General features: G+C 58.0%; 18 protein-coding genes. 5 read left to right on the top strand and 13 right to left on the bottom strand.

What is annotated here, in order from left to right; all coding sequences use genetic code 11:
* The first annotated feature begins 63 nt into the window (after window positions 1-63).
* Window positions 64-945: a homoserine kinase gene (gene thrB, locus PGW49_RS05970; protein ID WP_138113253.1), complete on the top strand. Its 882-nt coding sequence runs from the start codon at window positions 64-66 to the stop codon at window positions 943-945.
* 258 nt (window positions 946-1203) lie between these two features.
* Here the strand turns inward: thrB and yihA are convergent, their stop codons facing one another.
* From yihA to PGW49_RS05905, 13 genes are all read right to left on the bottom strand, one after another.
* On the bottom strand, window positions 1204-1794 hold the full coding sequence (gene yihA, locus PGW49_RS05965; protein ID WP_055252447.1) for a ribosome biogenesis GTP-binding protein YihA/YsxC: 591 nt from the start codon (window positions 1792-1794) through the stop codon (window positions 1204-1206).
* A gap of 42 nt (window positions 1795-1836) precedes the next feature.
* On the bottom strand, window positions 1837-2574 hold the full coding sequence (gene mtnN, locus PGW49_RS05960; RefSeq protein WP_270225913.1) for a 5'-methylthioadenosine/S-adenosylhomocysteine nucleosidase: 738 nt from the start codon (window positions 2572-2574) through the stop codon (window positions 1837-1839).
* Between the two features lie 78 nt (window positions 2575-2652).
* Window positions 2653-3771, bottom strand: coding sequence for a serine hydrolase (locus PGW49_RS05955; RefSeq protein ID WP_270225912.1), 1119 nt, complete (start codon window positions 3769-3771; stop codon window positions 2653-2655).
* A gap of 261 nt (window positions 3772-4032) precedes the next feature.
* Window positions 4033-4851: a pyruvate formate-lyase-activating protein gene (pflA, locus tag PGW49_RS05950; protein WP_270225911.1), complete on the bottom strand. Its 819-nt coding sequence runs from the start codon at window positions 4849-4851 to the stop codon at window positions 4033-4035.
* Between the two features lie 186 nt (window positions 4852-5037).
* Window positions 5038-5892 (bottom strand): DegV family protein, encoded by an 855-nt coding sequence (locus PGW49_RS05945; RefSeq protein ID WP_270225910.1) that lies wholly within the window; start codon window positions 5890-5892, stop codon window positions 5038-5040.
* Window positions 5893-6169: 277 nt separating this feature from the next.
* The gene (locus PGW49_RS05940) at window positions 6170-7612 is read right to left on the bottom strand and encodes a glycoside hydrolase family 32 protein (protein WP_158567281.1); all 1443 of its coding nucleotides are present in this window, start codon (window positions 7610-7612) and stop codon (window positions 6170-6172) included.
* Window positions 7613-7712: 100 nt separating this feature from the next.
* Entirely contained in the window at window positions 7713-9164 is a 1452-nt protein-coding gene (locus PGW49_RS05935) for a PTS transporter subunit EIIC (RefSeq protein ID WP_118081156.1), read from the bottom strand.
* A gap of 45 nt (window positions 9165-9209) precedes the next feature.
* Window positions 9210-10592 carry a family 43 glycosylhydrolase gene (locus PGW49_RS05930; RefSeq protein ID WP_117743236.1) on the bottom strand — a complete coding sequence of 461 codons (1383 nt, stop codon included), beginning with the start codon at window positions 10590-10592 and terminating at the stop codon, window positions 9210-9212.
* A 184-nt stretch (window positions 10593-10776) separates the two neighbouring features.
* Window positions 10777-11787: a LacI family DNA-binding transcriptional regulator gene (locus tag PGW49_RS05925; RefSeq protein ID WP_225093894.1), complete on the bottom strand. Its 1011-nt coding sequence runs from the start codon at window positions 11785-11787 to the stop codon at window positions 10777-10779.
* Window positions 11788-12090: 303 nt separating this feature from the next.
* Window positions 12091-12342, bottom strand: coding sequence for an autonomous glycyl radical cofactor GrcA3 (gene grcA3, locus PGW49_RS05920; RefSeq protein WP_117583521.1), 252 nt, complete (start codon window positions 12340-12342; stop codon window positions 12091-12093).
* A gap of 85 nt (window positions 12343-12427) precedes the next feature.
* Entirely contained in the window at window positions 12428-14479 is a 2052-nt protein-coding gene (gene pflB, locus PGW49_RS05915) for a formate C-acetyltransferase (RefSeq protein ID WP_055310750.1), read from the bottom strand.
* 466 nt (window positions 14480-14945) lie between these two features.
* Complete coding sequence (locus tag PGW49_RS05910; RefSeq protein ID WP_270225908.1) at window positions 14946-15965, bottom strand: 2-keto-3-deoxygluconate permease; 1020 nt, start codon at window positions 15963-15965, stop codon at window positions 14946-14948.
* A gap of 108 nt (window positions 15966-16073) precedes the next feature.
* The gene (locus tag PGW49_RS05905) at window positions 16074-16823 is read right to left on the bottom strand and encodes an SDR family NAD(P)-dependent oxidoreductase (RefSeq protein ID WP_006234857.1); all 750 of its coding nucleotides are present in this window, start codon (window positions 16821-16823) and stop codon (window positions 16074-16076) included.
* 365 nt (window positions 16824-17188) lie between these two features.
* Between PGW49_RS05905 and PGW49_RS05900 the strand changes: the two genes are divergently transcribed.
* The 4 genes from PGW49_RS05900 to PGW49_RS05885 all read left to right on the top strand — a co-directional run bounded on the left by PGW49_RS05900 (window position 17189) and on the right by PGW49_RS05885 (window position 23470).
* Window positions 17189-17638, top strand: a complete 450-nt coding sequence (locus PGW49_RS05900) for a MarR family winged helix-turn-helix transcriptional regulator (RefSeq protein WP_270225906.1) — start codon at window positions 17189-17191, stop codon at window positions 17636-17638.
* Window positions 17635-20001 (top strand): ABC transporter ATP-binding protein, encoded by a 2367-nt coding sequence (locus PGW49_RS05895; RefSeq protein WP_270225904.1) that lies wholly within the window; start codon window positions 17635-17637, stop codon window positions 19999-20001. The genes PGW49_RS05900 and PGW49_RS05895 overlap by 4 nt, the downstream gene beginning before the upstream one ends.
* Complete coding sequence (locus PGW49_RS05890) at window positions 20001-21857, top strand: ABC transporter ATP-binding protein (RefSeq protein WP_270225902.1); 1857 nt, start codon at window positions 20001-20003, stop codon at window positions 21855-21857. Before PGW49_RS05895 ends, PGW49_RS05890 begins: the two co-directional genes overlap by 1 nt.
* Window positions 21858-22438: 581 nt before the next feature.
* Window positions 22439-23470, top strand: coding sequence for a 3-deoxy-7-phosphoheptulonate synthase (locus PGW49_RS05885; protein ID WP_006234851.1), 1032 nt, complete (start codon window positions 22439-22441; stop codon window positions 23468-23470).
* The last annotated feature ends 112 nt before the right edge of the window (window positions 23471-23582 follow it).

Raw genomic sequence — 23582 nt, 5'->3', positions numbered from 1 at the left:
TCCGTCTTGCGCAGGACTGCCCGAGCAGCGAACTAAACAGCCAGGCACGCCAGGAGGACTCACATGATCAAGATCACCGTCCCAGCAACAAGCGCCAACTTGGGCATTGGCTACGATACCCTCGGCATGGCCGTCAGCCTCTACTCGCACTTCACCTTCGAGCGCGCCGACAAACTCACCATCACGGGCTGCCCCGAGGAATTCCAAAACGAGAACAACCTGGTCTACGTGAGCTTTGTCGATGCACTGGCTGCATGGGACGAGCCGGCTTTTCCCGTTGCCATCGACATCCAGACCGACGTGCCCGTCGCCCGCGGCCTGGGCTCCAGCTCCACCTGCGTCGTCGCCGGCATTATGGCCGCCGCCGCACTGACAGGCCACACCGTCGACCGCGCCGAGCTGGTTCGCATTGCCACCGAAGTCGAGGGCCATCCCGATAACGTCGCCCCCGCTATCCTGGGCGGCGCCGTCTGTTCCTTTACGCCGACCGATTCGCTCCCCCAGTGCCTGCGCTACGAGGTGAGCGATCGCCTGCGTTTTATTACCGTGATTCCGCCCTACGAGGTGCATACGAGCGAGGCGCGCAAGGTTGTGCCGCAGGAGATTCCACTCTCCACCGCCGTGTGGCAGATGGGCCGCATCGCCGGCATGACGCGCGGCTTGGAGACTGGTGACCTCGACCTGATTGCCGCCGCCAATGACGACCGCATCCAGGAACCCTATCGTCGCCGTCTGATTCCCGACTACAACGCCGTGCGCGACACCTGCCTTAACGGCGGCGCCAAGACCATCTGGATCAGCGGCTCGGGCTCGACTCTCATGGCCGTGACTGACGACACCATCGTGGCAAAGTTCCTGCAGGTCAAGCTGCGCGAGCAGTTCCCTAAGTGTGATACGCATATTCTGACGTGCGACACAGAAGGCGCTCAAATCGAGTACCTGTAGACATCGCCGATCGGTCTGTCCGGGCCACCCAGGGGCATCCCCTTAAAAACGTCCTCGCACTTGAGGCCCACTTATCCTGCTCCTTCGGAGCTGCGGATAAGCGGGCCTCGTGCTGCGGAATGTTTTTAAGGGGATGCCCCTGGGTGGCCCTATGGCAACGTAGCTAGCGATGTCTACAGGGACCCACGCTTTGAAGGGGCGCCAGGCTGAAATCATGGCCTTTTATTGATAGGGGCTCTTGCTAGGCTGGGGCACTTATTAGAGGCAGGCTTCGGCGATGCGGCGCTTGAGTTCGTCGATGCCGGTACCGGTCTGGGAGCTTGTGATGATCACGTTCTCGGCCGGGACGTTGAGCTGCTTTTTGATGGCTGCTGCTTGGCGGGCCTGCTGGGTGCGGCTGAGTTTGTCGGCCTTGGTGAGGCAGACGATAAAGTTGAACTCGTTGCCCTGTAGGTAGTCGATCATGTCGTGGTCGAGCTTGCTGGGGTCGTGACGAATGTCCACCAACGAGACGACCAAGTTAAAGCTGCGCTCGGAGTCGAAAAAGTCGCCGATAAGCTCGGCCCAGCGGTCGCGCTCGGCCTTGGAGCGACGGGCGAAACCGTAACCCGGCAGGTCCACGAAATGCACGTCATCGGCCTCAAAGAAGTTGATGTTGCTCGTCTTGCCCGGCGTACTGGAAACCTTGACCAGGTTCTTGCGGCCAAAGAGCTTGTTCATGATGGACGACTTGCCCACGTTGGAGCGGCCGACAAAGCTCACCTCGGGGCAGGTGGACTCGGGGATCTGCGAAACCTTGCCGTAGCTGGCGACGAACTTGGCAAGCTGGTAGTTAATGGAATCGGCCATGGACACTCCTTGGTCGTAGGTTTTTACAAAACGGGCGCGCTATTACGCGGCGGCGATACGACGAACGATGTCAAGCGTGATGCCGCTCGCGGTACGGGCGTACTCATCCAGATCGAACTCGCGCTCGCAAATTGCATCGTACGCCTCGTCACAATTATCGCTGATAGCGCGCAACACCAGGCAATCGACACCATTTTTGGTTGCGACATGGGCAATTGCCGCGCCCTCCATGCCGACACAATCGGCATGCGTCGCCTCGATAGCGTCGTTGCGCATGGTGGCGCCCGTCACAAAGCGGTTACCCGTGGCAATCGTGCCGACCAGGAACTGCTTGGTGCCCTCATTCGAAGCGACTGCATTTGTCGAAGCGTCAACAAACCCACGCTCAGCAAGCACTTCGGCGGCAATATCGACCAGCGCGGGCGTCGAGCCAAACTCCTCGAGCCCCGGTGCGGACTCGGCGATAAGCGCGGTATCGGTATCCAGATAGCGCAGGCGTTTGCCAATGACCACGTCGTCGATATGGAGCTTGGGGTTCAAACCGCCCGCAATGCCCGAAAACACAACAGCCTGCGGAGCATACTTGCTAATGAGGTGCTGTGTTGCAGCGGCGGCGTTCACCGTGCCCATGCCCGCCGTTGTGGCGACAACTGTCAGGCCGTCGAGCTCACCGCTCACAACGGTCAAGCCTGCCTCCCGTGCCTCGCAAACGTCGCTCAGCTCTTCCTTAATCTGCATGATCTCTTTTTCGAGCGCACCGATAATCGCAATGGTAGCCATGCCATTCCCCAAACCTATTCGAAATTCTCAACCACGGTATGGTACCAGCATTTTGTTTGACCTCGTCAAACGAACACGCTAAGCCAGTGCAGCTCGCGTATCAAACAGAGCCTTTGCAATCGCGGCCGTAACCTCGCTCGAGCGGTCGCTCCACGGCATCGATGTCATGATACCCATGACATAGGTACAGCCATCGATGTCGATAAGGCCCGCATCGCATGTCGAGTAGTAACCATCCTCGCTAATCCAGCCTGCCTTGTTGCGCACCAAAACCTGCTCGTCCGCAATGCCATCGCGAATAAACGAGCGCGATGTTGATGCCAGAAGGCCCGACAACCACTGTGAAGTCTCGGTATCCATGCTCAGATACTCGCTCATCTCACGCCATAACCTCGCAGAAGTGCGCGGGCAGTAGGTCGGAAAATCACTCATCGGATTCAGTGCCGTTTCGTCATCAACACCCAGATTGGCAATCCAATCCTCATAGCCATCATGGTCAAACGCCGCGCGTAACGCGATAAACGAATCGTTGTCCGAGTTGACGACCGCGGCCTCGATAAGGTCACGCACTGTCTGCCAGCCCATGCTGTAACCACCATACGTGGCTAAAGGCCCATCGAGCGACACCTGCCCCGATTCGACCAACATCTCGCAAATATAGAGTGCATACAGCGCCTTATAACTGCTCGCTCCATACACCTCAACATCGGCGTTATACGTCACGCCCCTACCACTCGATAGGTCGTAGAACACTACACCCACGTCGCCCAGCTCCTGCGCCCGACACAGGGGATCCTGGAGCGAGGCAAGGCTCTCATCCTCCAAGGCAGGAGTCTTGTTATCCACCAACGAGAAGGTCCGAACGGTATCACCCGAAGGGATATCGTTGAAGTCCGCCTTCGAAAGTCTCGTCTTGAGATCTGCCGTCGACAGAGCTTGATCTGCCGACGCTTTGGACTTTGAAACCTTCTCGTTTTGCAGCTGTACCGTTGACGCATCTGGGCGCCCCGTTCGCTCCGAGGCGTAGGTTTTAACGGTAATTCCGAGGATAATAACCGCCGACGTTAGCATCCCAATAGCGGCAATCTTCCTCACGCGGATGCGAGCGCCGGCAAGGCCACGCGAAGACGTGCCCTTCGTCTTATATCTGCTGCCATGCTGCGGCACATACTCGTCCCGCGATGCGATGTTTCGCACGTGGTCTCCTGACTGCCACCGTTTATATACGAGCAGCATGATACCGAGCAGGCATTTCTTTCCAAAGATATTCAGCAGCGTTTAAGGTGTCTTTAAAGAAACCACAAGCGTATTTATCCAAATGGCACGATTCTGTTGCGCATCTCTACCCAAAACGAAGTTGCGGTGAAATGGTTCCTGTTTGGGCGACATGGGCCTAAAAACAAGAACTATTCCACCGCAACTCAGCTGGGAACGAGGGGATATGAGGGCTATGGCATGCTATCCGATAGCGTTTTTGAGCTCCGCACGGCGCTTTTTCATGCCGTCCATGACGGCGTTGCGCAGCTCGGGCATGCGCGCGGTATCCATCTGTGGAACGCCCTCGAGCTTATAGGGAATGCCCAATTGCTCGTACTTGACGACACCCATCGTGTGATACGGCAGCATTTCCAGGCCCACCACGTTGTGCCATGGAGCGATGAGGCGGCCGAGCGCCTCGCACTCCTCAACCGTATCGGTAATGCCGGGCACCACCACGTGGCGGATAACGACCTTAATCTTGCGACGGGCAAGCTCATCACCAAACGCCAGAATGCGTGCGGGATCGCAACCGGTCAGCTTTTTATGCTCAACGGGATCGGCATGCTTGATGTCGAGCAGCACCATGTCGGTCTCGTTGAGAACAGTATCGAACTTCTCGGGATGGTTGGGGTCAAACGCATAGCCGCAGCTGTCGAGGCAGGTATGCACGCGGCCATCGGGGTTGTTGTGCATTGCACGGAACAGGTCGGCTAAAAACGCGGGCTGCAAGAGCGGCTCGCCGCCGGACACCGTAATACCGCCGCTGCGGTAAAACTCATGGTTGCTCTGGAACTCGTCCATCAGGTGCTCGACGGTCACCATGGTGCCGCCGCTAACCGACCAGGTATCGGGGTTGTGGCAATACGCACAGCGCATGGGGCAGCCCTGAACAAACACCACAAAGCGGATGCCGGGTCCATCGACCGTTCCCATCGTCTCAATCGAATGTACGCGGCCCAGGGCAAACGCAGAGTCCTCGGGACGAGCGTCCACACCCTCGAGCGTCATCTCAGCCATTCCCGCTACCTTGCCTCTCATTGGTTTTAGCTACATAAATGCCAGAATCATTCTAGCCCATACGCATGATGGCGAAACGGTTTAGCGGTCAATTGGGTTGTCCTATTTGGCCCTACGCAAGAGCGGCGGGAAGGTTATCGCAACCCGCCCGCCGCTGAGGCAATAGAAATCGATAGACGCCAGACCTTACGCCTTAAGCGTGAGCACCGCACCGAAGGCGGTCGGGCCGCAATGGCTCGAGATGACACCGCCGACCTGAGTCCAGGTAACGTCCTTAAAGCCCAGGTCGTGCGCATAGACTTCCATGTCGTCGCGCAGCTCCTGGGAAAGGCCTACCGAATACGCCAGGCCAATATGCGAGTAGTCAATCTCGCCCTTCGCAACCATGTGGTCAATAAAGGCGCGGGCGCACTTGAGCATAGAGCCGCGGAACTTCTTGGTTGCCACGAACTTGCCGCCCGTTACCTCAATGCAGGGCTTAATCTTGAGCAGATGGGCACCGAGGAATGCCACGTTGGATAGACGACCGCCCGCCTTAAGGAAGGCTAGGTCGGTAGGAACAAAGCCCAGCAGCACACGGTCCATGACGGAATTCGTAAATGCAAAGATTTCGTCGACGGTGGCATCGGGGTGAGCCTCGATGTATTTGGCGGTCTCGACGGCAACAAGCGACTGGCCCACCGAGACAAAACGCGTGTCCATGGAGTAGACGTAGTCGCGACCCTTGGCGGCAATCTTAGAAGACTGGTGTGAGCAGGTCGTGGCCTCGGAATACGCAAGGTGCAGAATAGTCGCATCGGGCTGCTCGGCATGGATGCGATCGTACACGTGCGCAAAATCTGCCGGCGCGCAGCCGCTGGTCTTGGACATCACGCCAAACTCGTTGCAGCGCGAATAAATCTCGAGCGGATCGATCGAGCCGTCCTCGACGGTCTCGTCACCAATCGTGACATGCATAGGTACGCGCACGATACCGTAGCGTTCGCAGAGCTCCGGCGTCACATCCGAACCAGACTCAACCACGATTACGTACTTGCCCATTATCATCACGACCCATCTCAACATTGGCTTTTCAACACATGGCACGCGCCGCCGCACTGTTGCACAACGGCGGCAGAGCGCCAAAGAGACGCCGCCCCTTGCACACAACAAAGGACAGCGTCTCCCTGGAAAAACTCCGTGCTAATCTGAGATTCTACACGGTTTATTACTAAGTGTTACTTACTCCGCAAACGGTCGCTATACGCGATAAACGGTAGTTCGCTGCGGCAACTGCGACACATTCCGCCCAGCAAGTCCAATCGTGCTCCACACACGGTTAATGCGCGAGGCGGTAGAAATTCATCGATGCCGCGCCCTCGGCGTGCAGCTCCATCGCCGGAACCGCCGGCGAATAGGTACGGCTCGTAAGTGCCGCCTCGCCGCCATTTGCAAAAATCTCGACCATCGTAGTGTCCGAAAGCACGCGCAGGTCGCGAAGCTCGCTGAGCTCAATCGACCTCTGGTCGCGCCCATAGCCTTCGTCACCCATGTCGAGGGTAAGCATCCCGTCTGCATAGCGCACAAAGACACCCTTGCGGATTTCGAGCTCGACCATCTTGGCGCCCTCGCAGGAAACCACAAGATCAAACAGGCGGCCCGGCTCCTCAACGGTTTCACCGCCTATCGCGCGAACGCAGTCACCGCGCATCCTCTCAATCTCGTGCGCCGGCCGCTGGCAGAGCTTACCATCGCGTATGCTCAGCTCTCGCGGCACCGTCAACGCGCACTGCCACCCGCGCGCCACCGTCGGGTTTTCTGCCGTCGCGTCGGGGCAACCCGACCATCCGATCATCAAACGCCGGCCTGCAGTATCCTCAAAGGACTGCGGAGCATAGAAATCAAAACCGGCATCGACCATCGGGGGCATGCCCTGCCCGACGATTTTAAAGCTCGGCGCCTCCCAATCGGCCTCGATGGAGAACCACACGCACTGATGCGGATTGCGGTAATGCCAACCATCGGCAGGCACACCCTGCGGACAGCAAACGAGAATAAGCTCGCCATCGAGCTCAAACAGATCGGGGCACTCCCACATAAAGCCAAACTTCTCGTCCAACTCAATGCGCGTCGCATAGCTCCAGTCCTCAAGATTGCGCGAGGTATAGACAAGCACGCACCCGCGATCGTCTTTCGTACGAGCGCCGAGAACCATGTAGTAGATACCGTCGTGTTCAAGGATCTTGGGGTCGCGCACGTGCGTACCGATATCGTCGGGGTAATCGACCGGCCCAACAGCTATGCGCTTCTCGCCCAATTCGTCGGGATTCTCGGCAACCATATGAATCTGGTTTTGCTCACGGCCCGTCAACACGTAGTCGTAATCATCGCGGTCAAAATGCTTAACGTTGCCGGTATAGAAGTAGTGAATCTTGCCATCACGTACAAAGGCAGAACCAGAATACGCTCCACTCGAATCCAAATCGGAATCGGGGAACAACACGGGGCCGCGATTCTCGTACGTCACAAAATCCTTTGTCGTCAGATGGTTCCAAAGCACTGGACCGCCATGCGCAGCATCGAACGGATCGTATTGATGATAGATGTGATACGTATCACCAATCTGAACCAAACCGTTGGGGTCGTTGAGCCAGCCAAGCTCAGGCTCCACATGGAACAAAAGCCTATCGGGGTCGGACGCGATGCGAGCCGCCGTCTCATCCTGTCCAGCTCGCCACTGCTCATAGTCCGCACGCATCACCTTGTTTTTTTGATTAAACATCGCCATTGACCTTCTCGTCTATGGGAAAGGACGCTCGACTCACACGAGCCGAACGCCCTTCCTCAAATGGACTTATCCTCAGATTACGCTGAAGGCTCAACTAGAAGCTGACATCGAAGCCAGCGCCAGCGCCCTCTTCATCAGTGGTCGGCACGCCCTTTGCCTTGTTGTAGGCAAAGATCAAGACGATCGGCACGATAAAGGCGATGAGATTGCCAGCCACATACCACATGAGCGTCTCGGGCGTGACGATGAGCAGGCCAAGCACGCCGGTCAGACCCTGACCGATGGCGCGCACCTCAAAGAGCTTCACGAAGGCACCGCCGCAGCCTGCACCGATGCAAGCGCAGATGAACGGGATGATCGAGTAGCGCATGTTTGCAGCGAAGATAGCGGGCTCGGAGATTCCGACCAGCGTCGGGATAAAGGACGACATGCAGATGTTGCGCTCTTTGGAATGCTTCTTATGAATGAGGTACATGCCGATGGCGCCGCCGCCCTGGGCGATAATGGAAACCGACCAGATGGCCTGGATGTAGTTGAAGCCAGTCGTGGCGACGAGGTTTGCCTCGATACCCTGGATGAACTGATGCGTACCGGTAACGACAAGCGGCTGCAGGAACGCGGCGAAGACAAAGGCACCAAAGACGCCCATCCTGTTGTACAGGATATCGATTACGCCGCCGAGGACGTCGCCGATCAGGTTGCCGAGCGGGCCGAACACGGTGAACAGGGCAACGTTAGCAAGAATCAGGGTAACGGTCGGGACAAAGACAAACGAGACGACCTCGGGGATGTACTTCTGGGCAATCTTTTCGACCTTGGCCATAAACCAGGCAGTCAGGATTGCAGGGAACACGCCGCCCTGGAAAGCAACCATGGGAATGGATAGCGGACCAAAGTTCCAGTACTCAGCACCCGTCGGGTCCATAACGAACGTGTTGCGGTTCATAAGGCTCGGGTGAACCATGACGATACCGACGAGGATGCCCAGGATCGGGTTACCGCCAAAACGCTTGACCGCGCTGTACATAACCAGGACAGGCAGGTAGTCGAACGTGGTGGCGATAATGGCAAAGAAGCTTGCGAGGTTCTTGAGGAACTCGCTGTGGTCGGCAAGGCTACCCTCCATGCCAAAGAGGCCGTTGGCAACGATCAGCGACTTAAGGCCGATGATGATTGCAGCGCCGACGAAGGCAGGAATGATGGGGATAAAGATATCCGAGAATACCTTGAGGACCGAGAAGAACTTGCCCTTCTTGTCCGCCTCGGCGCCCTTGACCTCGGAAGCACTGATCTCCTTAACGCCCGTCAGAGCCATAAACTCATCGTAAACCTTGTTGACGGTACCGGTACCGAAGATGATCATGAGCTGGCCGCTGTTGTACAGCACGCCCTTGACGCCATCGATGTTCTCGAGCTCGGCCTTGTTGTATTTGCTCGTATCCTTGAGCACCAGACGCAGACGGGTCACGCAATGCGTGGCGCCCTCGATGTTCTCCAGTCCGCCGACGTTGTCGACGACTTGCTGGGACACTGCCTTGTAGTCCATGTTCCTCTCCATTCCTTTTCTAAATCATAAAACGTTTTGATGCCATTACAGAGACGCGATCGTTGCATTTGCGCACTTGAGCGTACCGTCGGTGACCGTCAGTGCCACACCCTGGCCCTGCTTATTGCAGAAGCGCGCGTTAAGCGCAACATCATCGACAAAGATGGTCGCGATATCGTCGTCAACGACCAGACGCACATGGTGAGTGCCCTCGCCCTTAAAGAACAACGGACGCTCGAGGCCCATGTTGTTGACCTGGAACCACGGATACTGGGGGGCCGCCGTAAACTCGAGTTTGCCCTCACGCAGGTTGGCGCGGAACTCATAGGCAAGACCGGACTCGGCGTCCTCGGCAAGCTTCACCGAGAAGCCGGCAGCGTCACCGGCGAGCTCGATGTCGGCATCGAGCATATAGGTGGAACCGGCATCCGCGGCGAGCACCTGCTCGACCTTGCCCGACTCGCAGGAAAGCTCAAAGGCCTCGACTGCCTTAGCCTCGCCAAAGGCGCCAAGCATGCTGTCGGGGAGCTTGGTGCCGAGCGTTCCGTCAGCACGCTGAACGATCTCGAGAGGCATAAAGGTGCCACCCCACAGGTAAGAGCTGGGGTCACCGCCCTCGTCACGCGTAGGAACCCAACCAAAGAGAACGCGGCGCTCGCCATCAAATGCGGTACGCGCGGCATAGTACGCGCGGCCATCGAAGGAATCGTCCGCAGGAGTGATCCAAGGACCGTTGATAGAGCGAGACATGCGGTAACGGGTCTTGTTGCCATCACTGTACTCGGAGAACACCAGATACCACCAGTCGCCCATCTTAAAGAGATCAGGCATCTCGAACATGGTGTACAGGCCCGGATTCCACCAGTCGCCCTGGAACTCCCAGGTATCCAGGTCCTTGGAGGTGAACTTGACCAGACGACCGGTCATCAGACGCTTGTCCTCGCCCACACGCGTGCCGAGGATGAGCATGTACTCTTCGTTCTCCTCATCCCAAAGCACAAAGGGATCGCGCCAGTTGCGGTCATCGTAACCCTCCTGGGGCGGAAGCAGCGTCTCGGCGATGTTCTTCTCCCACTTGACGGCGTCGTCACTCGTTGCGTGAAGAAGAACCTGCTTCATCAAGCGTGCCTTGACCTTATCGCGATTGCAACCAGTGTAGAGCGCATGGTACTTGTCGCCCACCTTAAACACCGTGCCGGCATAAACATACTGGTCGACTTCCTCGTCGCCGCCACGCTCAAGGCTCTCGCCAAAGTCTTTGTAATTGACGAAGTCCTTGGTTGTCGCGAGTGCCCAGCCAAACGGCTCTCCGAAAGGTCCGGGGTTTCGCGTGTCACGCTGATGATAGAGATAGAACGTGCCGTCCTCGCCGTACGGCATGATGTCGCCTACCCAAATTCCCTCAGGCTGGTAATACACCTTGTGCATCCGAGACTTCCTTTCTCACGAGATACTAACTCGGTACAACTGCAAGATATGTCAATCGTTTTCATATGTCAAACGTTTTCACACCAATACGTCTTTTCGCAGTTCCAGTCGTCGGCAAACGGTTGATATATGCCGGCGAACGGTCATCAGAGGTGTTTGAGGAATTCTTTTGGCACGGGATGAACTACGCGGTTTTACCCTCAATGAGTTCAACGGGGAGCTTGATATTCGATTCGGGCTTTTCGCCGTTAATAAGAGCAATGATGGATTGCGCCGCGAGCTCTCCGATGCGATCGATATCTTGGCGAACGGTTGTTAAGTCAGGCATAAACGTCATAGTGCGGCGGGCACCATCCGCGCCCACGACCTTAATATCGCCCGGAGCGCTCAAGCCGCGCTGCTTCATCACGTTAAGACAGATAGCCGCCATCGTGTCGTCTCCCGCAAAGATGCCGTCAATATCGGGGTTCTCATCGAGGATCTTCGCAACGACCGCGCTCTTTTCGTCGTCGGGCTTAACGAACTCGACCTCACGGACAAGCGCGGGCAAACCGGCCTGCTCAACAACATCGAGGTAGGCATCGGTACGCTTATTGGCAGGCATGCGCATGCGGCTATTGCTGCGCAGGCACAGGATGCGCGAACACCCGTCATCGATCAGGCGACGCGTGGCAAGTTCGCCGATACTATAGCTGTCGCTCGCAATCTGAACAGAGGCCTCGCCAAGGTCGCAGTCGATACCAACCAGACTCAAACCCATCTCGGCATACGCCTCGGCACCGATATTAAGCGAGTTGACGATGACGCCATCAACCATATTGCGTCGAAGCATGTCGATATAAGAGCGCTCAAGCTCGGGTCGATTGGCGCTATTGCACAGCAGCATCTTAAAACCGTTTTCGGCCAGGGTATGCTCAATGACTTGAACCACTTGGGCATGAAACGGACTGCTGACATAGGGGACGATCATACCGATAAGATTCAGGCGACCGTTGAGCATGGCACGGGCGATATCGTTGGGCGTATAGTTGATGCGCTTCATCGCGGCATGGACCTTATCGCGGGTCTCTTGGCTAATATAGCCGCGATTATTAAGCACGCGAGATACCGTAGTAGGCGAAACCCCCGCCACCGCCGCAACTTCCTTGATGCCAGGCTTAGCCGTATCCTTAGAACGAGCACTCTCGCGAGCCATAGCACCCTCCCCCATCAACATGTCATACGTTTACATACGAACAAAGCATACCCCAACAAGAGCGGGAAGACGGTAACAGTACAAGTAAGTAAACGACTCATCCAAATAATTAGGAGAGTTCCGCCTAAAGGGTGACTCCAAAGGACCCCACATGGCCGGTTTTGGGTTATTTTCCAAAACATCCCGCAGGACGCAAAGAGGCTCCGCCGCGCAACGCGCGCAGCGGAGCCTCTTTGCATGTCCGAGGACGTTTTGGGAAATAACCCAAAACCGGCCCCAGTAATCCTACAGGAGTTGAACCCTTTAGAACTTGTCGTGGAAGGTACGCGAAATGACCTCGTCCTGCTGCTCCTTGGTGAGCGTGTGGAAGTTCACGGCATAGCCGGAAACGCGGATGGTCAGCTGCGGGTACTTCTCGGGGTGAGCCTGAGCGTCGAGCAACGTCTCACGGTTGAAGACGTTGATGTTCAGGTGGTGGCCACCCTTCTCGGCGTAAGCGTCGAGCATGTGGACCAGGTTATCGGCCTGGGTCTCGGAAACTTCAGAAACCTTCATAATGTGTCTCCTTCGATTAATAGGCGCCGGCCGAAACCGGCGCGCTAATCAGTAATCGTTATTGTTAGTATAGCACTAACAATAGTTACTCGCCCAGCTGATCAAGGTCGATATCGCCAAAGAACACCTGGTCCTCCTTGCCGAGCGCACTCGGGATGATGGAGAAGGTGTTGGAGATGCCGTCCTGAGCATCGCGGAACGGGAGCTTGGAAACCGAAGACAGCGAAGCGATGGCGCCATGGCTATCGCGCTTGTGCATGGGGTTAGCACCCGGGGCGAACGGCTGGCCAGCCTTGCGGCCGTCGGGCGTGGAGCCGGTCTTCTTACCGTACACGACGTTGGAGGTAATGGTCAAAACCGAGGTCGTAGGCACGGAGTTGCGGTAGGTATCGTTCATGCGGATGTACTCCATGAACTGGTGCACAACGTCGTGAGCGATCTGGTCGACGCGGTCGTCGTCGTTACCGTACTTGGGGAACTCGCCCTCGGTCTCGAAGTCGACGATGATGCCATTCTCGTCGCGGACGGGGTGAACCTTGGCGTACTTGATGGCGGACAGGGAGTCAGCCACGACGGAAAGGCCAGCGATGCCCGTAGCGAACCAGCGGTGCACGTGCTTGTCGTGCAGAGCCATCTGGATGCGCTCGTAGCAGTACTTGTCGTGCATGTAGTGAATGATGTTCAGCGAGTTGACGTACACGCCAGCGAGCCACTTCATCATGTCGTTGTACTTGGCCACAACGTCGTCGTAATCGAGCGTATCGCCCTCGACGGCGCGATACTTGGGGCCGACCTGCTTCTTGGAGACCTCGTCAACACCGCCGTTGAGTGCGTACAGCAGGCACTTGGCCAGGTTGGCGCGAGCGCCGAAGAACTGCATCTCCTTGCCAATGCGCATGGAGGATACGCAGCAGGCGATGCCGTAGTCGTCGCCGTGGTAAACGCGCATGAGGTCGTCGTTCTCGTACTGGATCGAGGAGCTGGCGACAGAAGTCTTGGCGCAGAACTTCTTGAAGTTCTCGGGCAGACGGGTCGACCACAGAACGGTCATGTTGGGCTCGGGGCTGGTGCCCATGTTCTCGAGCGTGTGCAGGTAGCGGTAGCTCATCTTGGTAACGAGCGTACGGCCGTCAACACCCATGCCGCCGATGGACTCGGTGACCCACTGCGGATCGCCGGTAAACAGGGCCTGGTACTCGGGGGTACGGGCGAACTTGACCATACGGAGCTTCATGATGAAGTGATCCACGAACTCCTGAATCTGCTCCTCGGTGAAGGTACCGTTGGCAAGGTCGCGCTCAGCGTAGATGTCGATGAACGTAGAGGTACGGCCGATGGACATAGCGGCGCCGTTCTGCTCCTTGACGGCAGCGAGGTAGGCGAAGTACATCCACTGGATGGCCTCCTGCGTGTTGGTAGCAGGGTTGGAAATATCGAAACCATAGGTCTCGGCCATCATCTTGAGCTCGCCGAGGGCGCGGATCTGCTCCTGCAGCTCCTCGCGGTCGCGGATGTTGTCGGCGGTCATGACCGTCGGGGTGGAAGCCTTCTGGGCCTCCTTGTCCTTGATCAGGTAGTCGACGCCGTACAGGGCAACACGACGGTAGTCGCCGATGATACGGCCGCGGCCATAGCCATCGGGCAGACCGGTGATGATGTGAGCCGAGCGGCAAGCACGCATCTCGGGGGTGTAAACATCGAAGACGCCAGCGTTGTGGGTCTTACGCTCGAAGGTGTAGCGCTCGACAACGTTCTCGTCGACCTTATAGCCGTGCTGGCTGGCAGCCTGGCAAGCGATGCGGATACCGCCGTTGACGTGCAGCGCGCGCTTGAGCGGCTTGTCGGTCTGGAGACCGACGATGGTCTCCTTCTCGCGGTGGGCGTTATCGATGTAGCCAGCGGGGTGGCTCACGATACCCGTAACGGTCTTGGTGTCCATATCGAGGACACCGCCCTGCTCGCGCTCCTTAAGCAGCAGGTCGAGAACCTCGCCCCACAGCTCCTTGGTACGCTCGGTCGGGCCGGCGAGGAACGACTCGTCGCCCTCGTAGGGGGTGTAGTTCTTCTGGATGAAGTCTCGGACGTCAACCTCTCCCGTCCAAATGCCTTCCTTGAAGCCTTCCCATGCCTCCTGCATTGTGTAACCACGCTCCTAGTTACGTGTAATGCGGCGCTCTCTCACACCGCTGCTTATTGAATTCTTGAATTTTCGGCTTGCACTACCGGCTTCTTCCGTTCTTCACCACACGTTGGTGCAGGGAAAACGTTTGTCCACCTTGGAACTACAACCCAAAACCCAAGATTTCACCCGTCTGAGAAGGATAACATAGCGACCCTCTCCATCTGGGCTGTTATATGTTTCTTTTTTTATATCATAAGGGTGTTTTTTACAAATCCGCAGGAAACGCGAGCGCGAACAACTACCGTTCACCGATTTGTATGTTATTTTTCCTTGCCTTTGTACGACGTTCGCTCTAGCTGTTATGCCAGCTTTAGCAGGGTAAAGTGTCCCAGAGACCCTACAGAAACTGCAGGGCGGCCACGGGATCCCCCGTGGCCGCCCTGTGGCGTAGCTAGTTTTTAGCTTTGATTGCCGCTTGGCATTAGGCGGCTGCGGCGGCCTTGTCGGTCGTTGCCTTGCTATCGCCGTTGCCCTGGCCCTCAAAATGCTTGTAGCACCAGCTGGTGACCAGCGGGGTCAAAATAGCCGTCACGATTGCGCAGGCAGCAACCTGTGCCGTAGCCGTCGCGAGCACGGCGCCGCCGTACATGGCCCCGTTGACGCTTGCCATGGCAGCAGGCGTGGCCACATTGGCTCCGGCGCAGCTCGAAATGGCCGCACCTGCGACACCCGTACCACCCGTGAGCTTATCGACCGCGATGACGGGAATTGCAAAGACCACCGAGCAGATCACGCCGAGCAGAATACCGGGGAGACCGCCATTAATGAGCTGGCCAAAGGTCATGGTCGAGCCCATGGCAAAGAAGACGAGCACGATGATGGCGGAAAGTGACGGTGCCATCATCTTCTTAAAGCTGGGGAACAGGTTACCCAGAATAATGCCGATGACGATCGGCAGAATGGCACCCACGAGCGACCAGCCGATCGGAGCCTGACCGGCAGCGCCGAGCACGATCATCGTGACCGGAGGGCCGACAACGAGCGTGGTGATGGCGACGGCGCCACGCTCGGCCTCGTTGCCCATGGTGCCCATCAGACCAGCGTACATAGCGTTGTTGGCGCCGGTGCAAGCCGCCAGCATCACCATGGCAGAGATGCCAAACAGGTTGTCGTTGAACACATAAAGGATGAGCAGCGACACGGCAACGACCACGATCTGCTTGACAGCGATGATGATGGCGCCGCGTGCAGCGGCGGCGGGAGCACTCTTAAACGAAATCGTCGTACCGACGATGAGCAAAAAGGCGCCAACGAGCGGGCCTGCACCCTGCTGGGTCATGCCAAGCGTAAAGCTACCGAGCGTTTTAAACAGGTCGGGGAATAGCGTGTTGAGCAGGCAGCCCAACAGAAGCGGCACCAAGATATTGGCGCCCGGGATGGAGGACATCTTAAAGAACGGCTCCTTTGCCGCCGGCGCCTCCACCGCAGTCGATTCACTCATATATATCTCCTTTGGATGCATGCGAATCGTAGCCGCACGCGCCTATGTCAGAAAGAAGGCGACAGCCCCGAGTCGCCAGGGTCGCCGCCAAACGATCACCGCGGGGTATTACCCGTCCAGGACGATGCCGCCGTCGCAGTCACCAATCTCGCCGTTCACGAAGCTGGCGAGGTCGGAAGCGAAGAACAGCACCATCTGCGCAGGCTCGCTGGCCTGGGCGGCGCGGCCCAGAGGAATACCGTTGATGATGCGCTGAGAGTTCTCGTCAGAGAGAATCGAGGTCATATCGGTCAACGTGAGCGACGGGCACACGGCGTTGCAGCGAACGCCAAACTTGCCGCCTTCCTTGGCGACTGCCTTGGTCAGACCGTTAACGCCTGCTTTGGAGCTCGCGTAAGCCGCGGTGCCGAGCAGGCCGCCACCGATCTTGCCCGCAACGGAACTCACGTTGACGATAGTACCGGCATGGGCCGCCTTAAAGTGCGGGTAGACGGCGTTCATCATGGTAAAGGTACCGTTGAGGTTGATGTCGATGGTGCGGCGCCACTCGGTGTCATCGATCTCGTCGAACTTCTTGGTGCTGATGACGCCAGCGCAGTTGATCAGGATGTTGGTTTGCGGCAGGTCCGTAAAAATCTGCTCGACGGTCTCGCGCGCCTTGGGCGCATCGGCGACATCGAGCTGATAGAACTTGTTGCCCTCGCCAAGCTCGGCCACAGCGGCCTCGCCCTTAGCAGCGTTCCTTGCGATGAGCGCGACATGTCCGCCGCCCGCAACGATGCCCTTGGCGATCTCGAGGCCAATGCCCTGAGTGCCGCCCGTGACAATCGCGGTCTTGCCCGTGAAGTCAAATGCCATGACTCCATCCCCCTTTATGTAAGGTGTCTCCTTGCGGGAAGTTGGAGCATCGCACGTGGCGATTATATGAGTCCCAGTCGTCATGGTGGTGACAACCCCTCGCCTAACCGCGTGCATAATAGTTCTTTGAAACGCTACAATTATTGAATTATTTTAATTCTTTATACGCTCTTTATATTACCTAGCAACCAGGTATTTTTTTTGGGACATGCCCAGAGATCTACCCCTAACTTTGCTGATACCGACGGTGTACGGAGGTCGCCTAAAGATTGTTTTCTAGGCATGTCTCAAAATCTACCGTATAGGGCGCGCGTGCAGGGGTATCATCTTTCACCGAAAATAGTTTCTAGTGTTAGGGGTTTTCGGTGGAAGATACCGACTTCCATGAGCTTGGGCGTCAGCTCCTTACCGAGTTTGGCGGCATTCACCAGCGCGTTTCGCGCTTTGTGGACAAAGCTCTCAGCGGCGAGATGGCTGTCATGCGCGCCCTTATGCTCGCTGGCGGTTCGCTCACGCCGAGCGAACTCGCTGATCGCGCCTGGGTCTCGAACGCCCGCATCGCCAATATCCTACGCGCTCTCGAAGCCAAGGGTTGGGTTGAGCGTGAGCACTCAAAGACCGACCGTCGTCGCGTACACGTCATAGTGACCGACAAGGGATTCCAGGATCTCGAAATCAAACGCCGGGAATTCGAGGACCGCACCGCGGCCTTCCTCGAGCAGCTCGGCGAAACAGATACCCAAGAGATGGTGCGCCTTCTTAGACGTGCCAACGAAATTATCGACCGCAATCAAGAAAGGAGAGATGCCGAGTGAGGATTCTCAAGCTCTTTAAAAAACATATCCTGGCACTGTTCGCAGCTATCGTACTTATCGTAATCAGCTGCAACGCCGATCTGGCGCTGCCTACCTATATGAGCGACATCGTCGACGTGGGTGTGCAGCAAGGCGGCATCGCGTCGCCCGTACCCGACACCATCCGCGCCGAATCGCTCGACGACCTCGAACTCTTTATGAGCGCCAAGGACGCCAAGGCTGTGGAGGCCGTGTTTAGCAAGGCTGACAAAAACGACATTCGAACGTACGAGGGCACCGAGGAAGAGCGTGCCGATGGAGGCAAGATTGCCGACATTATGAGCCTGCCCGAGACTGTTGTCCTTTCGCTCAACCAGGGCATCGACGCCAACTCCATGGGCGACATGATGGGCTCGTCCAGCGAGAAAGACGACAACGCTGCCCAGGCCATGCCCACCCCCGAGCAAATGGCAGCGATGACGCCCGAGCAGCTCGCCGAGATGCAGCAGAAGGCCGCGGCGGCGCAGAACATGCAAAAGCAGATTGATGCCGACGGCGGTAAGATCACTATGAAGAGCCTGCGCCTGGGTGTCGAGGGCGGTCTGGTAGACCAAAGCAAGCTCGTCGAGGGCGCCAACCAAATGGCGGACAAAATGGGCTCCATGTCGGGCTCCATCGTCACCCAGCGCGCCGTGAGCTATGTACAGGACGAGTACAAGGCGCAGGGCATCGACCCCGCCGACGTGCAGAACGCCTACCTGAGCCGCATGGCGACCACGATGTTTGGACTGTGCCTCGTGTCGCTCGTCGCCACCATCCTGACCGGTGCCGTGGCTTCGCGCACCGCCTGCTCCATCGCCCGCGACCTGCGCCGCGAGACCTTCAACAAGGTTATGCACTTCTCGCCGGCCGAGGTGGGCAAGTTTAGCCAGGCCTCGCTCATCACCCGCTGCACCAACGACATTCAGCAGATCCAGATGGCCGCAACTCTGTTTATCCGCATGTGTCTGATGGCCCCCGTCATGGGCATCGTCGCCGTCATGCGCGTCCTGGCCAACCATACCGGCCTGGAGTGGACCATCGCCGTTGCCATCATCGCGGTCTCGGCCGTCGTCGGCGTGCTTATGGGCCTCACCATGCCCAAGTTCAAAAAGATGCAAAGCTTTGTTGACCGCGTGAACCTTACCGCCCGCGAGCTGCTCGACGGCCTTATGCCCATCCGCTCGTTCAACCGCGAGGAACATGAGCTCGAACGTTTTGACAAGGCGTCGCTCGACCTGATGACCACGCAGCTCTACACCAACCGAGCCATGAGCTTTATGATGCCGCTCATGATGCTCGTCATGAACTGCATCACCGTGCTTATCGTCTGGTTTGGCGCGCAGGGCGTGTCCGACGGCGTGATGCAGGTCGGCAACATGATGGCGTTTATCTCCTACACCATGCAGATCGTCATGGCGTTTATGATCCTCACCATGGTTTCGGTCATCCTGCCCCGTGCCGAGGTCGCAGCCGAGCGCGTAGATGAGGTCATCACCTGCCCCACGAGCATCAACGACCCTGCCTCGCCCAAACTGCCCGCGGCCAGCTCGCCGCGCGGTGAGCTCACCTTCCGCGACGTGAGCTTCCAGTACCCCGATGCCCGCGCCGACGTCATTAGCGGTGTGAACTTCACCACGCATGCCGGTCAGATGCTCGGCATCATTGGCTCCACGGGCTCGGGCAAGTCCACGCTCGTACAGCTGATTCCGCGCCTGTACGACGTCACGGGCGGCAGCATTTCGCTCGACGGCATCGACGTGCGCGACATGACCCTTTCCGAGCTGCGCCGCCGCATTGGTTACATCCCGCAGCAGGGGCGTCTGTTCTCGGGCACCGTCGAGAGCAACCTCAAGTTTGCCGGCGACATGGTGAGCGATGATGACATGCGCCAGGCCGCGCGCATCGCACAGGCCGAGGACTTTATCGCCGAGCGTGAGGGCGGTTACGACTCCCCCATCAGCCAGGGCGGCTCCAATGTTTCGGGTGGTCAGCGCCAGCGTCTGGCCATCGCCCGCGCATTGGCCAAAAAGCCCGAGGTCGTGGTGTTCGATGACTCGTTTAGTGCCCTCGACTACAAGACCGACGCGCGCCTGCGCGAGGAGCTGGCCAAAAACGTTACCGACGCCGCACTCGTGGTCGTGGCCCAGCGCATCGCGACCATCATGCACGCCGACCAGATCATCGTGCTCGACGACGGCCACGTAGTGGGCACCGGCACGCACGAGGAGCTGCTGCGCAGCTGCCCGGCGTACCTGGAGATCGCACAGTCGCAGCTTTCCGCCGAGGAGCTGGGGCTTACCCAAGAAGAAATTGCAGCCGTCATGGAAGGAGGCGAGCGCTAATGGCAGACGAGACCGAGACTCAGATTCCCAAGCCCACCCGCCAGCGTGGTCCCATGGGCCGCATGGGTGGCATGCGTCGTGGCGAAAAGGCCAAGGACTTTAAGGGCACCATGAGGCAGCTGCTCGGCTATATCGGCCAACACAAGATTGCCGTGTTTGCCGCCGTCGCCTTTGCCGTGTGCTCGGTCATCTTTAACATTGTGGGACCCAAGGTGCTCGGCCAGGTTACGACCAAGCTGTTCGAAGGCCTGGTCGCCAAGGTCAACGGCACCGGCGACGTTGACTTTGACTGGATCGCCAAGACGCTCGGCTTTTTGCTCTGCCTGTATCTGGCGAGCTCTGTCTGCAGCCTGGTCCAGGGCTGGCTCATGACCGGCGTCACGCAAAAGATCTGCTACCGCATGCGCAAGGAAATCGCCGCCAAGATTGCCGTCGTGCCGATGAGTTACTTCAACGGCCACAGCAAGGGAGACGTACTCAGCCGCATCACCAACGACGTCGATACGCTGGGTCAGTCGCTCAACCAGAGCGTGACGCAGCTTATCACGTCGGTCACGCAGATTATCGGCGTGCTCATCATGATGCTCTCGATCAGCCTGCCGCTCACCGGCGTCACCGTGCTCACGCTACCGGCAGCCGCAATTATCTTGATGGTGATGATTCACTTCTCGCAGCCGTACTTCCGCGAGCAGCAGCAGGTTCTGGGCGCCGTCAACGGCATTATCGAGGAGGACTTTGCCGGCCAGAACGTCATTCAGGTGTTCGACCGCGCCGAGGCCTCGATCGAAGAGTTCGACCGTCAAAACGACCGCCTCTTTATTAGTGGCTGGCGCTCGCAGTTCCTGTCGGGCCTGATGATGCCGCTTATGAGCCTGGTGGGTAACATGGGCTACGTGGGCGTTGTCGTGGTGGGCGCACAGCTCGCACTGACCGGCAACGCCACGCCCGGCGACATCCAGAGCTTTATCCAGTACGTTCGCAACTTTACGCAGCCCGTGCAGCAACTGGGCAACGTGAGCAACACGATGCAGTCGATGGCAGCCGCCACCGAGCGCGTCTTTGAGTTCCTGGCCGCGCCCGAGGAGGAGCAGAAAGCCGACGCGCAGATTCCCGAAAAGCGCCCCGGCCATGTGGAGTTTGATCACGTCAAGTTTGGCTATACGCCCGACAAGACCATCATCCACGACTTTAGCTGCGAGGCGCAGCCCGGCCAGACCATCGCCATCGTCGGCCCCACCGGCGCCGGCAAGACCACGCTCATCAAGCTGCTGCAGCGCTTCTACGATGTGGACGGCGGTTCGCTGCGTGTCGAGGGCGTCGACGTGCGCGACTGGGACCGCGCGGCGCTGCGCGGCGAGTTTGCCATGGTGCTGCAGGATACCTGGCTGTTTAACGGCACCATCCGCGAGAACATCCGCTACGGACGCCCCGATGCGAGCGATGCCGAGGTCGAAGCCGCCGCGCGCGCCGCACGTTGCGACCACTTTATCCATACGCTTGCCGGCGGTTATGACTTTATGATTAACGAGGAGGGCACTAACCTGTCGCAGGGTCAGCGCCAGCTCGTGACCATCGCCCGTGCCATTTTGGCCGACCGCCCGGCGCTGATTCTGGACGAGGCGACTTCCAACGTCGACACCCGCACCGAGGAGCTTATTCAGCGCGCCATGGATGCGCTGATGCAGGGCCGTACCAGCTTTGTCATCGCGCACCGCCTGTCCACGATCCGCAACGCCGACGTAATCTTGGTAATTCGCGACGGCGACATCGTCGAGAAGGGCACACACGACGAGCTACTCGCCCAGGGTGGCTTCTACGCCGACCTGTATAACTCGCAGTTCGACGAGGCGGCGTAACAACCGGCGGCAAACAACCGCAATGCCAAGAAAACGGGGGCGCAGGACAACCTGCACCCCCGTTTTGTGTCCTTCGAGCCTCGAAACGCCTTCCCTGAGACCTCACTGACGGCGCTTTCCAGACCCCGTGGGCAAAAAAGGGCAAATATGAGTACTGTTACCTTTTTAGTAACAGCCAAAACCGCCTCAAATGCCGCTCCCACGGCTTACACGCGTCCCTAAATTGATCAAACAACACCATAGCGGACTTATATGTGTTTGCGTTAATGAACATATTTTGCTGTTATGTCTATTATTTTGCGAAGGCAATATGATACTAAGATAGCAACCGTACTCATATTTGGCATTTTTTGCCCACAGGGTATTTCCTAGGGAACCGACAACAGCCTTAGGGTCCCGCGCGGCGCCGCTCCCTCCCGGCATCCGCCGACGTTTGCCCAGATAAAACCGACCAAAATAAACCTGTCCCTTTTTGGTCGGTTTCGGGGTGACAAGGGCTTGCACTTTAGCGTGCGACAGCGGATAATGCCGAACACTCGACAATACGCTTATTGCTCTTTCTATAGATTGAGGAGGCCCCTATGGCCATGGAATTCAAACGCAGGCTGCCGATCCCCATGGAGATCCGCGAGGAAATGCCGCTTTCTGCCGAGCTTACCGCCAAAAAGCAGGCATTTGACGCCGAGGTCGCCAAAGTCTTTACCGGCGAGGACGCACGCAAGGTGCTCATCATCGGCCCGTGCTCTGCCGACCGCGAGGATTCGGTGCTTGAGTACATGAACCGACTGGCCAAGACCGCCGAGGAGGTCAAGGACAAGCTCATCATCATTCCGCGCGTCTACACCAATAAGCCGCGCACCAAGGGCACCGGCTACAAGGGTCTTCTGCACAACCCCAACCCCGAGGCTCCCGACGACCTGCTCGAGGGCGTCAAGGCCATCCGCCACATGCACCTGCGCGTCATCGAGGAGACCGGCTTCTTTACCGCCGATGAGATGCTCTACCCGTCCAACTACCAATACCTCGTTGACCTGCTGAGCTATGTTGCCGTGGGCGCACGCTCGGTCGAGAACCAAGAGCATCGCCTGGTGTCGAGCGGCATTTCGGTACCCGTCGGCATGAAGAATCCCACTGCCGGCTCTACCACCGTTATGCTCAACTCCATTTACGCCGCCCAGGCGCACCAGAGCTTCATCTTCCGCAACTGGGAGGTCGAGTGCGACGGCAATCCGCTCGCACACGCCGTTATGCGTGGCTACATCGGTCTCGATGGGCGCACCTACCCCAACTACCACTACGAACACCTGGAACGCTTGGCCGAACGCTATACCGAGCATGCCGGCTATGCCAATCCGGCAGCGGTCATCGACTGCAACCATGACAACTCGGGCAAGCGTCCGCTGGAGCAGTATCGCATTTGCAAGGAGGTGCTCGACAGCTGCCGCCGCAACGAATCCATCTCCAAGCTGGTCAAGGGCTTTATGATCGAGTCCTACCTGGAGGACGGCAACCAGCCGGTCGACGGCGGCGTCTTTGGCAAGTCGATCACCGACCCGTGCCTGGGCTGGGAAAAGACCGACTACCTCATCCACGAGATCGCGGAACGTATTTAGCTACGCGGTTTTACCAAACCGCGTAACGGCTCGACGCTGCAAACCCGCCAGAACGGCAATCTGCCTTTCAACTTCGGCGGCATGATCAAAAGATCAATGCCGCCTCGTTTCA

The sequence above is a fragment of the Collinsella aerofaciens genome (assembly GCF_027679495.1).
In the GTDB taxonomy this organism is placed as follows: Bacteria; Actinomycetota; Coriobacteriia; order Coriobacteriales; family Coriobacteriaceae; genus Collinsella; species Collinsella aerofaciens_AK.
This window is presented reverse-complemented; position numbering and strand designations above follow the sequence as displayed.

Coding starts and splice junctions, on each gene's coding strand:
- thrB (WP_138113253.1), top strand. CDS start 64: ATGATCAAGATCACCGTCCCAGCAACAAGCGCCAACTTGGGCATTGGC.
- yihA (WP_055252447.1), bottom strand. CDS start 1,794: ATGGCCGATTCCATTAACTACCAGCTTGCCAAGTTCGTCGCCAGCTAC.
- mtnN (WP_270225913.1), bottom strand. CDS start 2,574: ATGGCTACCATTGCGATTATCGGTGCGCTCGAAAAAGAGATCATGCAG.
- pflA (WP_270225911.1), bottom strand. CDS start 4,851: ATGGCTGAGATGACGCTCGAGGGTGTGGACGCTCGTCCCGAGGACTCT.
- PGW49_RS05945 (WP_270225910.1), bottom strand. CDS start 5,892: ATGGGCAAGTACGTAATCGTGGTTGAGTCTGGTTCGGATGTGACGCCG.
- PGW49_RS05940 (WP_158567281.1), bottom strand. CDS start 7,612: ATGTTTAATCAAAAAAACAAGGTGATGCGTGCGGACTATGAGCAGTGG.
- PGW49_RS05935 (WP_118081156.1), bottom strand. CDS start 9,164: ATGGACTACAAGGCAGTGTCCCAGCAAGTCGTCGACAACGTCGGCGGA.
- PGW49_RS05930 (WP_117743236.1), bottom strand. CDS start 10,592: ATGCACAAGGTGTATTACCAGCCTGAGGGAATTTGGGTAGGCGACATC.
- PGW49_RS05925 (WP_225093894.1), bottom strand. CDS start 11,787: ATGGCTCGCGAGAGTGCTCGTTCTAAGGATACGGCTAAGCCTGGCATC.
- grcA3 (WP_117583521.1), bottom strand. CDS start 12,342: ATGAAGGTTTCTGAAGTTTCCGAGACCCAGGCCGATAACCTGGTCCAC.
- pflB (WP_055310750.1), bottom strand. CDS start 14,479: ATGCAGGAGGCATGGGAAGGCTTCAAGGAAGGCATTTGGACGGGAGAG.
- PGW49_RS05910 (WP_270225908.1), bottom strand. CDS start 15,965: ATGAGTGAATCGACTGCGGTGGAGGCGCCGGCGGCAAAGGAGCCGTTC.
- PGW49_RS05905 (WP_006234857.1), bottom strand. CDS start 16,823: ATGGCATTTGACTTCACGGGCAAGACCGCGATTGTCACGGGCGGCACT.
- PGW49_RS05890 (WP_270225902.1), top strand. CDS start 20,001: ATGGCAGACGAGACCGAGACTCAGATTCCCAAGCCCACCCGCCAGCGT.
- PGW49_RS05885 (WP_006234851.1), top strand. CDS start 22,439: ATGGCCATGGAATTCAAACGCAGGCTGCCGATCCCCATGGAGATCCGC.